Source organism: Gryllotalpicola protaetiae (genome assembly GCF_003627055.1).
GTDB lineage: Bacteria > Actinomycetota > Actinomycetes > Actinomycetales > Microbacteriaceae > Gryllotalpicola > Gryllotalpicola protaetiae.
On record NZ_CP032624.1, the window covers coordinates 3485518 to 3499030 of the forward strand.

The following is a 13513-nucleotide window of genomic DNA, read 5'->3' on the forward strand; positions in this document are numbered from 1 at the left end:
CGGCTACCTCGACGGCGTAGAGGTAGCCGGCCCCGCGTTCCTGCGCGAGGCCGGGCGCGTCATCGCGCCGTCGCGCGCCTGAGCCAGCCCCACCGCGCCGGCCGTGAGGCCGACCAGCACCAGTGCCACCGGACCGTGCCCGATACCGAGGCCGCCGAGCGTGCGCTCCATGCCGAACCAGTCGGCAACCGACGCGCCGAGCGGCCGCGTGAGGATGTAGGCGAACCAGAAGCTCCCGACAGCGCCCCAGTGCCAGAACCGGAAGCCTGCCAGCGGGACGAGGATGGCGAGCGCGAACACCGCCGTCGCGCCCGCGTACCCGAGGTGGAACACCGTCGCGAACAGATCGCCGGCAGCGGTTCCGAGCGCGAAGGTCGCGCTGACGGTCGCCCAGTAGAACAGCTCGCGGCGCGTCGTGTGGATGCTGTGCATGTCAAGCGTGCACTCGGTGCGCTGCCATGCGACGAGGACGATCGCGAGGATGACCGCGAAGCCGACGCTGCTCGCGAGGTACGGAACGCCGAGCGCCACGTGCAGCACATCCGCCGCCATCGTGCCGAACACGGCGACCATGGTGACGGTCGCCCAGTAGAGCCAGGGCCGGTAGCGCCGCGCCAGCAGTTGCGCGACGATCGCGACGGCGAAGACCAGGAACGTGGCTCCCACGGCGATCACCGGGTCGATGACACGCACAAGGTAGTCGCTCGCCGCCTCCCCCAGCGCGGTCGTCAGCAGCTTCGTCACCCAGAACAGAGCCGTGATCTCGGGCACTTTGATCGCCATGCGTCGCACCTGCCGAGCCTCGGCGCGACGCTCTGAGATTCCCCTAAGCCGACCCGCCACCGGGTGGGGGTCTGTCCGATCGATCAACGGTGTGACTGGTTCCTGGTTCGACACGCCGACCGTGTGGTTGGCAGAGAGCAGGGATCATGACCGACACGATCGGGCTTGTGATGCTCGAGCAGGCGGGCGGCGCGATCAGATCGTCCGTCGGGTGGCGCGTAGCACGACGTCGGCGACGTGGTGGGTGCTGGCCGCACCTGGGGGCCGTGGCCGGGTTTCGTGGACTTCGATGTGCCAGGTTTCCGGGTCGGCGGTGAGCGCGGCTGCCATCTCCTCGACGCCGACGAACGCCTCGGGGTCATACATCCGGGTCTGGGCCGCCGCGTCCAGAGGTTCGAGCATGGGGGTGAGGTCGTGGTGCACGACCAAGAGCGTGCCGCCGGGAGCAACGGCGTCGAGCAGGCTGCGCAGACCGCGTTGGTCGGGCGTGCGCTTGAACGAGCCGTACTGCAGTGAAACCAGGTCGAAGGTCTCGGTGCCGAAGGGTGCGGGGTCGTTGACGTCGCTGCGTAGGAGGTCGATGGTGAGTCCGCGGTACTCGGCTTCGGCGCGCACTCGGGCGAGCGCATTGCCGGAGATGTCGGTGGCGGTGACCTTCCACCCGTGTTCGGCCAGCCAAAGGGCATCGGCACCCTCGCCGGCTCCGACATCGAGTGCCCGGCCGGGTGTCAGGTCGGTGACCTCGTGAACGAGCGTGCCGTTGGGGTTGCCGCTCCATTCTCGGTCAGCTCCGCTGTAGCGGTGGTCCCAATCGGCTTCCTCCCCGGAGAGTCGGCCGGCGTTGCGCAGGTCCTCCTCTGCGAGGCTGAAGGCGATCATGGCCCCGACCTGGCTGCCGTGGGCGGCCGCGGGCAGCACTTGCAGGCTCGGGTCGGTGACATTGCCGGCCGCATAGACCCCGGACACTGTGGTCTCACCGCGCAGGTCGACCACGAGGGCGTCGCCGGCGCCGGTGGGGTGCGGGGTGGTGGTGAGTCCGAGCCCGGCCAGCACCTCGGCACGGGCCTGGAACCGCGAACCGACCACAACGGCGTCGGCTTCGAGGATGCGACCGTCGCTGAGTTCTACGCCGGATACCTCGCCGTCCGGCCTGATGAGAATCCGGGCCACCTCGTCGCGTTCGATGACGACGCCGGAGGCGGCGAGGGCGTCGATGACCCCCTCGTCGATTCCGGTCGGATCGTGGAGCACGACGGTCAAGCGGTTGGTCAGATGCCGGAATAGTGGTGTCGGGTGCAGGCTCAAAGGTTGGGTGACGATCTGCACCAGGCGCTGGTCGCGGACCTCGAAGCCATGACAGAACGGACAGTGGACCACGCCGCGCCCCCACTGCTCGGCGAGGCCGTCAATCATTGGGAGCTGGTCGGTCAGGCCAGTTGCGACGAGAACTCGGCGGGCCACCAGCGTGTGACCGCCGGTGAGACCGAGTCTGAACCTGCCGTCGTCGCCACGGTGCACACCGGTGACTCGGCCGGTGAGCACCTCCCCGCCGTAGCTGCGCACCTCAGCACGCCCGATCCTCCTCAGCTCCCCGGGGGCTGCGCTCTCGTGTCCCAGATAGCCGTGCATGTGCGCCGCCGGTGCATTACGGGGCGTGCCGTCATCGACCACGACGACGCTGCGCCGCTGACGCGCAAGCTGCAAAGCACCGGCGAGGCCCGCGGCTGAGCCGCCGATCACCGCGGCATCGCAGTGCCGCTCAGTGGTGGGGTAGTGGACGTGACCGCCGTGCTCCGAGTTCTGGGGAAGGGCGGAGTGCTGGCGTTGCGTGGGATTCTCGTCCATGTGACCGACCCTACGGAGTCAGGCCCATTCAGCAATGCTGTTTGCGGAAATCGCAAGATACGTCAGGATGGTCAGGTGAGCGGAGTCGCCGATGTCGAAGCGCTAGCACGGTCGCGCCTGCGGAGTATGCGCGCCACTCTGGGGTACTCGCTTGAGGAACTGGCCGAGCGCACCAACCTCAGCCCCTCGACCATCAGCCGGATCGAGACCGGCAAGCGCACGCTGAGTCTGGACGTGCTCGTGCCGCTGGCCAACGCTCTCCAATTGAGTCTGGATGTTCTCTTCGAGGCGCCCACTGACGATGACGTCGTCATCCGTCCGGTCGCGCACCACAGCGGCGCGCGGACGACATGGCCGCTGAGCCGTCCTGACGGGCGCACGGTCGCGATGAAGATGCGCTTCGAGCCGTCCGAGGCCCCTCTCAGCCAACGGGTGCACCCCGGTCACGACTGGTTCCTTGTGCTCGAGGGGCGCGCGCGGCTGTGGCTGGGCGAGCGGCAGATCGACGTCAACGCGGGCGAGGCGGCGGAGTTCGCCACGATGGTCCCTCACGCGATCACGGCCCTGGATGGCCCTGTCGAACTCATCATGATCTTTGACCGCGACGGGCAGCGGGCGCATGTGCACCAGTGAGTGCTCGCTCAGGTGTCGGAATCATGGACGCTCAGCACGGAGTCCAACATTGGGTGGGCCCTGCCGGGCTCGAACCGACGACATCTTGGGTGTAAACCAAGTGCTCTACCAACTGAGCTAAAGGCCCTCGCGAAGAGTCTAGGGGCGGCGGCCGGCGCGCTCTGCGCAGGCGATGCACAGCGTCGCCGTCGGGCGGGCTGTGAGGCGTGCGGGCGCGATGGGTCTGCCGCAGCTGGCGCAGACCCCGAACGTCCCTGCGGAGATGCGGTCGAGCGCGGCATCCGTTGCGGCCAGCTCGCTCTCGGTATCGTGGCGGATGCCTGTCAGTCGCGACCACTCGCCAGAGACCGGCGCCCCGTCCGGGTCGTGCTCGTCGTCGTTGTTCGCGTCGCGCAGGGCGCCGAGGCCGGCGACGGCTTGATCGAGCTCGCCGCGTCGCAGCATCAGCTCGGTGCGGCGCGCGTGAAGCATCCGCTCGAGGTCATCGAATTCGGTCATCGTGAATCATTCTCGACCTGACAATCTGCAGAGTGTCCCCCAAACGGGGTTGAGGCTCTGCGCCGAACCCGGAACCGTGGCTGACTCCTGTACGCAACCGGAAGGACGCATCATGCTCACCCTGACCGAGAACGCCAGCACCGTGGTCAAGACCCTCGCCTCGCGCGGAGGCACCAGCGAAGAGGCAGGCCTGCGCATCAGCAGCGCCGCGCCCGAATCGCGCGAGTACGCCGTCGAGGTCGCGCCGCAGCCGGCCGACTCCGACACCGTGATCGAGGCAGACGGGGCACGCGTGTTCCTCGAGCCGAACGCCGCGATCTCGCTCGACGACAAGATCCTCGACGCGGACGTCAGCGAGCAGGGGAACGTGCGGTTCTCCATCGCTGAAGCCGCGGTCTAGTGACTGCGGGTCACGGCGATTCGTTGCTTGACGCGAAGAACCGGGCGGACTAGAAACACAATCGACAACTGAGCGCAGTTCACCTCTCTCGCACCAACCCTGTTGACACGTGAGAGGTTCCACCGTGAATCGGAAGTCGATGTTCGCCCTCGGCGGCCTGGCCGCCATGTTGCTCTCTGTAGCGGCCGGGTCCGCCGCTTTCGCTCAAGCTCCGCTCCATCCCGGACCGCCGCCGTCTCGTCCTCCGGTGCATCAGCCGACGCTCTCCGTCGCGGCCACCGGGGTCGACAGCCCGCGCCATCTCGCCTTCGGCCCCGACGGTGCCCTCTACGTCGCGGAGGCCGGCGCCGGCGGCGTGGACCCGGCTCGCTGCGTGGCGGTCCCCAGCCAGCTGGGCGGGACGACCGAGGCCTGCGTCGGCAAGACCGGTGCGATCGGGAAGCTCGCGCACGGCAAGGTCACTCCCGTGCTGAGCGGGCTCGAGTCCGTCTCCCAGGCGGACACCGGCGAGGTGCTCGGGCCGTCGGCGGTCGCCTTCGGCAAGGGTCAGCTGATCGTCACCATGCAGGACTTCACGGTGCAATCTGACGGCTCCAACCTCCTGCTGACCGGCGACGAGCTCGGCAAGCTGGTCACCGCGGCGTTCGGGGCGCCGTCCTACTCGTGGCAGCTCACACCGGATCTCGCGGCGTTCGCGGCCGCGAAGCCGCAGACTGCGAGCAGCCTCGGCTCAGGCCCCGGTGAGACCGCCTACGACTCGGACCCCTACGACGTCGTGGCGTACCGCGGCGGCTACGCGATCGCGGATGCCGCGGCCAACGACGTGCTGTGGCTCGCGCCATCCGGGCAGCTGAGCAAGCTCGCCACACTGCCGGCGACGAGCGACGGGCAGGCCGTGCCTGACGCGTTGACGGTCGGCCCCGATGGTGCGCTGTACGTCGGAGGCCTGCGCGGCGCACCGTCGACGCCCGGGTCGGCCGACGTCTACCGCGTCGTTCCCGGCCAGGCTCCGACGGTGTACGCGACTGGCTTCTCGGCGATCACCGACCTCGCCTTCGATCGCCAGGGCGCCCTGCTCGTGCTCGAGTTCAACACGGGTGGACTGCTCGGGGCGCCCAGTACACCGGGCGACCTGGTGAAGGTCGCCAGCACGCCCGGGCATCCCCACACCGTGCTCGTGCCGAACCTCGTCACCCCGACCGGTCTCGCGGTCGGCTCCGACGGCGCGATCTACATCGCGAACTTCGGCATGGGAAGACAGGGCGGCCCGAACCCGGGCGAGATCGACGTGCTCAAATAGGCGGTCAGCGCCGCAGGGCGACCGGCCTCGGCAGGCCGAGGTCCTCGACGAGATCACCCAGCGCCCGGTCCAGTTCGGCGCCGGCCTGGGTGACCTTGTTCGTCCCGAAGCTGCGCAGCCGCGCGCCCGGCACGTCGAACGCGAGCACGGTGCCGGCGCCGGCCGCCGCATGCGCCTCGACGCGCACGGGGCTGTAGAGGACCGTCGCCGGGTCGTGCCGGAAGAGGCGTGCGCCGATCGCGTGGTTCACGATGAGCCACACTCCGCTCGGCCTGCCGCTGCCGGCTGCGTTCATCAGCTCGCCGGGCCGCGACGACCAGACGCGCACGAAGCCGCTCGGCGACTCCCACGCGAGGCGGCGGGTGAAGGCCTGCCAGTCGCCGTCCTCGGCGAGGCGGTCGAGCGCTGCGGCATCCGTCAGCTCGGGCACCGCACTCTCGAACGCGGCTGCGAGCGCCTCGAAGTGCGCGTTCGTGACCAGTTCGACGCGCCGGGCCGCGTATTCGGTGACCCGCTCGTCGACCTCGTAGCTCATTGCTCCATCCTTGCGTAGCGTCGACGGCATGACGGATGCCGGAAGACCAGCGGCCTCGCCGAGCCGCGACCAGCTCGTGTGGGTTCTGCAGCTCGTCGGCGGAGACGCGGTGACCGAGGTGAAGCCGCTGAAGGCCGGCGGATCGCAGTGGCTGATCACATGGGGCGACGCGCACGGCGGGGGAAGCGCGGTGCTCCGGGTGGGCGGCCCCGACGACGCCGATCAGCAGGCACGGGCCGAGACGGCGATGCCGATCGCCGACCTGCAGGGCGTTCCCGTGCCGAACGTGCTCGGCTCGCGCGTCGACGACGAGTCGTCGCTGCTGCTCGTCGAGTGGATCGACGGGGCGAGCGCGCAGCCGATCGAGGCCTCCCCCGTGCGCCTCGAGGCCCTCGGAGCGATGGCCGCCACGATCTTCCGCTCCAACCTGGGTGACCTCGAGCTGCCTGAGGTCGCGCGGCCGATCGACGGCGTCGACTTCGCGGCGTTGCGGGCCGCCTCCCCGCACCCGCTGCTCGAGCGGGCCGCCAGGCGGCTCGACGGCATCGAGGCCGAGGGGCGCACCGGCCTGGTGCACGGCGATCTCTGGTCTGGAAACACCCTCTGGCGCGACGGCGGACTCGTCGCGGTCATCGACTGGGGCTGCGCCGGCGCCGGGCGCGCGGGCGTGGACCTCGGGTCGCTGCGGCTCGACGCCGCGATGAACTGGGGTCAGGAGGCATCCGCCCATGTGCTCGCCGGTTGGGAGAGAGAGGCCGGCGAACCCGCGCAGGACCTCGCCTACTGGGACGCGGTCGCGGCCGTCAACACCCCACCCGATCTCGGCTGGTTCGTCGAGTCGACCATCGAGGCCATCGCGCGCCCGGACCTCACGCGCGAGCTCATGGTCGCGCGGCGCGACGCCTTCCTGGCGGACGCGCTCGACCGACTCCGCTAATTGCTGAGTGCGCGGCGGGCGGCGAGCTGCTCGAGTGCCGTGCGGTACGCGGCGAGCGGGCGCGCCTCGCCCGGCGCGGAGATGAAGCTGGCGCGGATCACGCCGTCCTCATCGATGACGAAGGTCGCGCGGTTGGCGAATCCCCTCTCGTCGAGGAAGACCCCGTAGTCCTTCGCGACGGCGCCGTGCGGCCAGAAGTCGGCCAGCAGCTGGAATCCGTAGCCCTGGGTCTCCGACCAGGCGCGCAGCGCCCACTTCGAATCGACGGAGACGCCGATCAGCTCGACCTCGGCGTCTTCGAAGATGCTCAGGTTGTCGCGCAGCTCGCACAGCTCGCCCGTGCACGTGCCCGAGAACGCGAGCGGGAAGAACACCAGTGCGACGGCCTTGCGCCCGCGGAAATCGCTCAGCCGCACCGGCTCGCCGAACTGGTTGGGAAGCTCGAAATCGGGGGCCTGGGTGTCGTTCTCCAACGCCATGCGCACAGCCTAAGCCCGGGCTCGAAGGTGCGCGTCAGCACGTTGCGCGCACTACTAGGCTGAACCTCGGCGCCGATGTCGTAATCCGACAACCATGCGCCTGACACAGGTACTGACCGGCACAAGGAAGAGGTCGAAGTGACTGTTAACCACCAGGACCCGTATTCGGTGAAGAGCGTCGATTCGGACCCCGAGGAGACCGCCGAATGGCGCGAATCCCTCGATGAACTGGTGAAGAGCGCGGGCCCCGAGCGTGCGCGCGAGATCGTCGTCAGCCTGCTCGACCGCTCGAAGGAGCTGCACCTCGGCGTGCCGCAGGTGCCGACCACCGACTACATCAACACCATCTCCGCCGAGGACGAGCCGGACTTCCCCGGCGATGAGGAACTCGAGCGCCGGTATCGCCGCTGGCTGCGCTGGAACGCCGCGATCACCGTGCACCGCGCGCAGCGGCCCGGCGTCGGCGTCGGCGGCCACATCTCGAGCTACGCCTCCTACGCGTCGCTGTGGGAGGTCGGCTTCAACCACTTCTTCCGCGGGCAGGACGACCCGTCGGGCGGCGACCAGCTGTACCTGCAGGGTCACTCGAGCCCCGGCGCCTACGCGCGCGCGTTCCTCGAGGGGCGCATGACCGAGCAGCAGCTCGACGGATTCCGGCAGGAGAAGTCGCGCGCGCCGCACGGTCTGCCGTCCTACCCGCACCCCCGCATGCTCAGCGACTTCTGGCAGTTCCCGACGGTGTCGATGGGTCTCGGCCCGATCAACGCGATCTACCAGGCATCCTTCAACCGTTACCTCGCGAACCGCGGCATCAAGGACAACGACTCGCACGTGTGGGCGTTCCTCGGTGACGGCGAGATGGACGAGATCGAGTCGCGCGGCCAGTTGCAGCTCGCAGCCAACGAGGGTCTCGACAACCTGACTTTCGTCGTCAACTGCAACCTGCAGCGCCTCGACGGCCCGGTGCGCGGCAACGGCAAGATCATCCAGGAGCTCGAGAGCTACTTCCGCGGCGCGGGCTGGAACGTCATCAAGCTCATCTGGGGCCGCGAGTGGGACGACCTGATCGCCCGCGACGCCGACGGCGCGCTGCTGAACCTGTTCAACACCACGCCCGACGGCGACTTCCAGACGTACAAGGCCGAGAACGGCGCATACGTGCGCGAGAACTTCTTCGGCCGCGACCCGCGCGCGCTCGAGCTGGTCAAGGACTACAGCGACGACCAGGTCTGGGCGCTCAAGCGCGGCGGCCACGACTACCGCAAGATCTACGCGGCCTACAAGGCGGCGGTCGAGCACAAGGGCCAGCCGACCGTCATTCTCGCCCACACCATCAAGGGCTACGGCCTCGGGCCGCACTTCGAGGGCCGCAACGCGACCCACCAGATGAAGAAGCTCACCCTCGAAGACCTGAAGCTGTTCCGCGACACGCTGCAGATCCCGGTGACCGACGAGCAGCTGAACGAGGGCGACCACTGGCTGCCGCCGTATTACAACCCCGGCCCAGAGGACGAGGCGATCCAGTACATGCTTGAGCGCCGCCGCGCGCTCGGCGGATTCCTGCCTGAGCGCCGCTCGAAGTACACGCAGCTCGAGCTGCCCGGCGACAGCGCCTACGCGATCGCGAAGCGCGGCTCCGGCCAGCAGGAGATCGCCACGACGATGGCGTTCGTCCGCCTGCTCAAGGACCTGCTGCGCGACAAGAACTGGGGCCCGCGCATCGTCCCGATCATCCCTGACGAGGCTCGCACCTTCGGCATGGACGCGTTCTTCCCGAACGCGAAGATCTACAACCCGCGCGGCCAGCACTACACCTCGGTCGACCGCGAGCTGCTGCTGTCCTACAAGGAGAGCCCGCAGGGCCAGCTGTTCCACGTCGGCATCAACGAGGCGGGCGCGACCGCGGCGTTCACCGCGTTCGCGACGAGCTATGCGACGCATGGCGAGCCGCTCATCCCGGTCTACATCTTCTACTCGATGTTCGGCTTCCAGCGCACCGCCGACGCCTTCTGGGCGGCGGGCGACCAGCTGGCGCGCGGCTTCGTGATCGGCGCCACGGCCGGCCGCACGACGCTGACCGGCGAGGGCACGCAGCACATGGACGGCCACTCGCCGATGATCGCCGCCACCAACCCGGCTGTGATCACCTACGACCCGGCCTACGGCTACGAGATCGGCCACATCGTGCGCGCCGGTCTCGAGCGCATGTACGGCGGCACGCACCCCGAGCCGAACGTCATGTGCTACCTGACGGTCTACAACGAGCCGATCGTCCAGCCGGCCGAGCCCGAGGACCTCGACGTCGACGGCGTCGTCAGGGGCATCTACAAGCTGAAGGACGGCGCGGCCGACAAGGCCGTCAAGTCGCAGATCCTGGCATCGGGCGTCGCCCTGCCGTGGGCGCTCGAGGCGCAGCAGATCCTCGCCGACGAGTGGAACGTGTCGGCCGACGTGTGGTCGGTGACCAGCTGGAACGAGCTGCGTCGTGACGGGCTCAAGGCAGAGGAGCACAACTTCCTGCACCCGGAGGAGCCGGCGTGGACGCCCTATGTCACGGCGAAGCTCGCCAGCGCCGAGGGCCCCGTCGTCGCCGTCACGGACTTCACCCACGCGGTGCCCGACCAGATCCGACAGTTCGTGCCGAACCGCTTCGCGACGCTCGGCGCCGACGACTTCGGATTCTCGGACACGCGTGCGGCCGCCCGTCGCTACTTCTACATCGACAGCCACTCCGTCGTCGTCCGCACCCTCGAGCAGCTCGTCGCCGAGGGCAAGATCGACCCCTCGCTGCCCCTGCAGGCCATCCAGCGCTACGAGCTGTTCAACGTGAACGCCGGCACGTCGGGCAACGCGGGCGGTGACGCCTAGGGTGGCGGTGCGCCGCACCAAGGACGAGACGCTCGCCTGGCTTCGCAAGATCTCGGGCGAGCTCTCGAGCGCGACACTGAAGCGGCTGGAGGACACCCTCCCCTGGTTCAGCGAGATGCCGCCGGGCAGGCGCTCGGCGGTCGGGCTGGTCGCCCAGGCGGGCATCACGTCGTTCATCGACTGGTTCGAGGACCCAACGGCGACTCCGTGGGTGGCCTCAGACGTGTTCGGCTCTGCCCCGCGCGAGCTGCTGCGCTCGATCAGTCTGCAGCAGACCTTGCAGCTGATCCGCGTCGTCGTCTCCGTCGTGGAGGACCGCGCCAAGGACGGCGGCGAGATCGTCCGCGACGCGATCCTGATCTACTCGCGCGAGATCGCCTTCGCCTCGGCTGACGTCTATGCGCGCGCCGCGGAGTCGAGAGGGCTGTGGGATGCCCGGCTCGAAGCTCTCGTCGTCGACTCGATCCTCACCGGCGAGTACGACGACGAGCTGCCGAGCCGCATCGCGGCGCTCGGCTGGCACGGGCGCGGCGAGGTCGCAGTGCTCGTCGGCACCGCACCGCGCATGCTCGACGTCGACCAGATCCGCCGCACCGCGCGGCATCTGCGCGCCGATGTGCTGATCGGCGTGCAGGGCAGCCGTCTCGTCGTGGTGATCGGGCGCGCGGGCGCGCCGGCGCACGGAGAGGACGAAGAGGCGGCCTCGACGCCGGAGCCGATCGGGTTCCTCGAGATCGCGACGCAGCTCGAGCCCAACTTCGGTCCGGGATTCCTCGTGCTCGGCCACGCCGTGCCGAGCATCGTCGACGCGTCGAAGAGCGCGAAGGCCGCGCTGGCGGGCTTCGCCGTCGCCAAGGCGTGGCGCACCTGCCCGCGCCCCGTGCATGCGGACGACCTGCTGCCCGAGCGCGCCTTCGCCGGAGACCCCCTCGCGCGCTCGACGCTCGTGAACCGCATCTACCAGCCGCTCAAGGCGCACTCCCCCGAGCTGCTCAACACGCTGTGGAGCTATCTCGACAACGGCCGCAGTCTCGAGGCCACGGCGCGCGAGCTGTTCGTGCACCCGAACACCGTGCGCTATCGGCTGAAGCGGGTCGGCGATGTCATCGGATGGGATGCGACCGGCGCCCGAGAGGCGCTGATCCTGCAGTCGGCGCTCATCATCGGCGCGATCGCCGAGCCCGACGGCAGCAACCGCCGCCGCCGACTGTAGGGGTTCGATAAAGCCTTCGCGGTTTCTTCATTGGAACACGCCAGTCAGACGTCCGTCGGCTTCGGCAAGATGGAAGGCGTGATCGTCTTCGTCGCGCCCGGCCAGGGCTCCCAGACCCCCGGATTCCTCGAGCCCTGGATCGCCGACCCCGCAGCGCGCGAGCTCGTCGCAGGCTGGTCCGACGCGATCGGCGTCGATCTCATCGCGCACGGCACGGTCAGTGACGCCGACACGATCCGTGACACGGCGATCGCGCAGCCGCTCATCGTCGCCGCGGGTCTGCTGACGGCCCGCGCGCTGCGCGCAGCCGGGGTCGAGATCGGCGCCGCCGCCGGCCACTCCGTCGGCGAGATCACCGCAGCGGCGATCGCCGGCGTCCTCAGCGAAGCGGACGCGCTCGCTTTCGTGCGCACCCGCGCGCTGGCGATGGCGGATGCCGCGGCCGCGGTGCCGACCGGCATGAGCGCCGTCCTCGGCGGCGATCAGGACGCGGTCGTCGAGCACGTCACGGCTTTCGGGCTCGAGGCCGCGAACTACAACGGCGGCGGGCAGATCGTCGTCGCGGGTGAGCTCAGCGCGCTCGCGAAGCTCTCCGACGAGCCGCTGCGCGGCACTCGCGTCGTGCCGCTGCAGGTCGCCGGCGCTTTCCACACCCGCTTCATGGCGCCCGCTCGCGAGGTGCTGCGCGCACAGGCATCCGCGTTCACCCCCGCCGATCCCGCGATCACGCTGTGGACCAACAAGGACGGCTCGGTCGTCACCTCCGGTTCCGCCTTCCTCGAGCTGCTCGTCGGCCAGGTCGCGAGCCCGGTGCGCTGGGACCTCGATATGGCGGCCTTCGCGGCGGCCGGAGCTACCGCCCTCATCGAGCTCGCCCCGGGCGGCGCACTCGTCGGCCTCGCGCGGCGCGGCCTGAAGGGCGTGCCGACCGTCGCCATCAAGGCCCCCGAGGACATCACGGCAGCCGTCGAGCTCATCGAGGGCAGCGCCTGATGCCGACCCTCGTCCAGTCGACGGGGCCGCGGTTCACGCGCATCCTCGCCGTCGGCGCCGCGCGCGGCGATCTGGTCGTCCCCAACGACGACCTCGTCGGGCCGATCGACTCTTCCGACGAGTGGATCAGGCAGCGCACCGGCATCGAGACCCGTGTGCGGGCCTCGCGTGAGGTGCAGGCGGTGGATCTGGCGACGGATGCCGCGCGCGAAGCCATCGAGAAGAGCGGTGTCCCTGCCTCCGAGCTCGGCGCGGTGCTCGTTGCGACCATCAGCAACCCGGTGCAGACGCCCTCGATGGCGGCTGTGCTCGCCGATCGCGTGGGTGCGACCCCGGCCGCCGCGTTCGACCTCGGCGCCGCATGCGCCGGATACGCCTACGGGGTCGCTCAGGCCGATGCGCTGATCCGCGCAGGCGCCGCGAAGCATGTGCTCGTCGTCGGGGCCGAGAAGCTCTCTGACATCATCGAGCCCGCCGACCGCTCGATCTCGTTCCTGCTTGGCGACGGCGCCGGGGCCGCCGTGATCGGTCCGAGCGACATCCCCGGCATCTCGGCGACCGTGTGGGGCTCGGACGGCTCGCGCGCCGGCGCGGTCGGCATGAGCAACACCCTGCTCGAGTTCCGCGACGGCACGGCGGGCTGGCCGCACATCCGCCAGGAGGGCCCAAGCGTCTTCCGCTGGGCGGTGTGGGAGATGGCAAAGGTCGCACGCCGCGCCCTCGAGGCGGCCGGCATCCAGGCATCCGATCTCGCCGCCTTCATCCCCCACCAGGCGAACATGCGCATCATCGACGAGTTCGCCGACCAGCTGGCCCTGCCCGCGTCAGTCGTCATCGCGCGCGACGTCGCGACCACCGGGAACACGAGCGCCGCCAGCATCCCGCTCGCGACCCATCGGCTGCTCGCCGAGCACCCCGAGCTGTCGGGCGGGCTCGCCCTGCAGATCGGATTCGGCGCCGGCCTCGCCTACGCGGCGCAGGTCGTGGTCCTGCCCTAGCCGTTCAAACATCTGCCGTTCACTAAGCTTG

The 13513-nt window shown here is 69.7% G+C and carries 13 protein-coding genes and 1 tRNA gene; 8 read left to right on the forward strand and 6 right to left on the reverse strand.

The window, feature by feature from the left end; all coding sequences use genetic code 11:
- Positions 1-3: 3 nt before the first annotated feature.
- Together D7I44_RS16975 and D7I44_RS16980 are read right to left on the reverse strand one after the other, a co-directional pair.
- Complete coding sequence (locus D7I44_RS16975) at positions 4-783, reverse strand: COG4705 family protein (protein ID WP_120790572.1); 780 nt, start codon at positions 781-783, stop codon at positions 4-6.
- Positions 784-978: 195 nt separating this feature from the next.
- A complete protein-coding gene (locus D7I44_RS16980) occupies positions 979-2628 on the reverse strand; it encodes a bifunctional NAD(P)/FAD-dependent oxidoreductase/class I SAM-dependent methyltransferase (RefSeq protein ID WP_120790573.1) in 1650 nt (549 codons plus the stop codon).
- Positions 2629-2703: 75 nt separating this feature from the next.
- Between D7I44_RS16980 and D7I44_RS16985 the strand changes: the two genes are divergently transcribed.
- On the forward strand, positions 2704-3261 hold the full coding sequence (locus tag D7I44_RS16985) for a helix-turn-helix transcriptional regulator (protein WP_120790574.1): 558 nt from the start codon (positions 2704-2706) through the stop codon (positions 3259-3261).
- Between the two features lie 54 nt (positions 3262-3315).
- Here the strand turns inward: D7I44_RS16985 and D7I44_RS16990 are convergent.
- Positions 3316-3388: transfer RNA gene (locus D7I44_RS16990), tRNA-Val, on the reverse strand.
- Positions 3389-3399: 11 nt separating this feature from the next.
- Positions 3400-3759 (reverse strand): TraR/DksA family transcriptional regulator, encoded by a 360-nt coding sequence (locus D7I44_RS16995; RefSeq protein ID WP_120790575.1) that lies wholly within the window; start codon positions 3757-3759, stop codon positions 3400-3402.
- Positions 3760-3871: 112 nt separating this feature from the next.
- On the opposite strand from D7I44_RS16995, the gene D7I44_RS17000 reads away from it, so the two are divergent.
- Positions 3872-4159, forward strand: coding sequence for a Fe-S cluster assembly protein HesB (locus tag D7I44_RS17000; RefSeq protein ID WP_120790576.1), 288 nt, complete (start codon positions 3872-3874; stop codon positions 4157-4159).
- Between the two features lie 247 nt (positions 4160-4406).
- Positions 4407-5459 carry a ScyD/ScyE family protein gene (locus tag D7I44_RS17005; protein ID WP_162940345.1) on the forward strand — a complete coding sequence of 351 codons (1053 nt, stop codon included), beginning with the start codon at positions 4407-4409 and terminating at the stop codon, positions 5457-5459.
- Between the two features lie 4 nt (positions 5460-5463).
- On the opposite strand, the gene D7I44_RS17010 is transcribed toward D7I44_RS17005, so the two are convergent.
- Positions 5464-5994 (reverse strand): hypothetical protein, encoded by a 531-nt coding sequence (locus D7I44_RS17010; RefSeq protein WP_120790578.1) that lies wholly within the window; start codon positions 5992-5994, stop codon positions 5464-5466.
- A gap of 28 nt (positions 5995-6022) precedes the next feature.
- Here D7I44_RS17010 and D7I44_RS17015 point away from each other — a divergent pair, with 28 nt between their 5' ends.
- Positions 6023-6931: a phosphotransferase family protein gene (locus tag D7I44_RS17015; RefSeq protein WP_120790579.1), complete on the forward strand. Its 909-nt coding sequence runs from the start codon at positions 6023-6025 to the stop codon at positions 6929-6931.
- On the opposite strand, the gene D7I44_RS17020 is transcribed toward D7I44_RS17015, so the two are convergent.
- The gene (locus D7I44_RS17020; protein ID WP_120790580.1) at positions 6928-7410 is read right to left on the reverse strand and encodes a peroxiredoxin; all 483 of its coding nucleotides are present in this window, start codon (positions 7408-7410) and stop codon (positions 6928-6930) included. The genes D7I44_RS17015 and D7I44_RS17020 overlap by 4 nt on opposite strands.
- Positions 7411-7548: 138 nt before the next feature.
- Here D7I44_RS17020 and aceE point away from each other — a divergent pair, with 138 nt between their 5' ends.
- The 4 genes from aceE to D7I44_RS17040 all read left to right on the forward strand — a co-directional run bounded on the left by aceE (position 7549) and on the right by D7I44_RS17040 (position 13482).
- Positions 7549-10278 carry a pyruvate dehydrogenase (acetyl-transferring), homodimeric type gene (gene aceE / locus D7I44_RS17025; protein ID WP_120790581.1) on the forward strand — a complete coding sequence of 910 codons (2730 nt, stop codon included), beginning with the start codon at positions 7549-7551 and terminating at the stop codon, positions 10276-10278.
- 7 nt (positions 10279-10285) lie between these two features.
- The gene (locus D7I44_RS17030; RefSeq protein ID WP_120791035.1) at positions 10286-11491 is read left to right on the forward strand and encodes a PucR family transcriptional regulator; all 1206 of its coding nucleotides are present in this window, start codon (positions 10286-10288) and stop codon (positions 11489-11491) included.
- A gap of 78 nt (positions 11492-11569) precedes the next feature.
- A complete protein-coding gene (locus tag D7I44_RS17035; protein ID WP_120791036.1) occupies positions 11570-12484 on the forward strand; it encodes an ACP S-malonyltransferase in 915 nt (304 codons plus the stop codon).
- Positions 12484-13482, forward strand: coding sequence for a beta-ketoacyl-ACP synthase III (locus tag D7I44_RS17040; protein WP_181445581.1), 999 nt, complete (start codon positions 12484-12486; stop codon positions 13480-13482). Before D7I44_RS17035 ends, D7I44_RS17040 begins: the two co-directional genes overlap by 1 nt.
- Positions 13483-13513: the final 31 nt, after the last annotated feature.

Bases quoted from the DNA above. Each gene is read 5' to 3' on its own strand.
- D7I44_RS17000 (WP_120790576.1), top strand. From the start codon at position 3,872: ATGCTCACCCTGACCGAGAACGCCAGCACCGTGGTCAAGACCCTCGCC.
- D7I44_RS17020 (WP_120790580.1), bottom strand. From the start codon at position 7,410: ATGGCGTTGGAGAACGACACCCAGGCCCCCGATTTCGAGCTTCCCAAC.
- D7I44_RS16980 (WP_120790573.1), bottom strand. From the start codon at position 2,628: ATGGACGAGAATCCCACGCAACGCCAGCACTCCGCCCTTCCCCAGAAC.
- D7I44_RS17010 (WP_120790578.1), bottom strand. From the start codon at position 5,994: ATGAGCTACGAGGTCGACGAGCGGGTCACCGAATACGCGGCCCGGCGC.
- D7I44_RS16975 (WP_120790572.1), bottom strand. From the start codon at position 783: ATGGCGATCAAAGTGCCCGAGATCACGGCTCTGTTCTGGGTGACGAAG.
- D7I44_RS17040 (WP_181445581.1), top strand. From the start codon at position 12,484: ATGCCGACCCTCGTCCAGTCGACGGGGCCGCGGTTCACGCGCATCCTC.
- D7I44_RS17015 (WP_120790579.1), top strand. From the start codon at position 6,023: ATGACGGATGCCGGAAGACCAGCGGCCTCGCCGAGCCGCGACCAGCTC.
- D7I44_RS16995 (WP_120790575.1), bottom strand. From the start codon at position 3,759: ATGACCGAATTCGATGACCTCGAGCGGATGCTTCACGCGCGCCGCACC.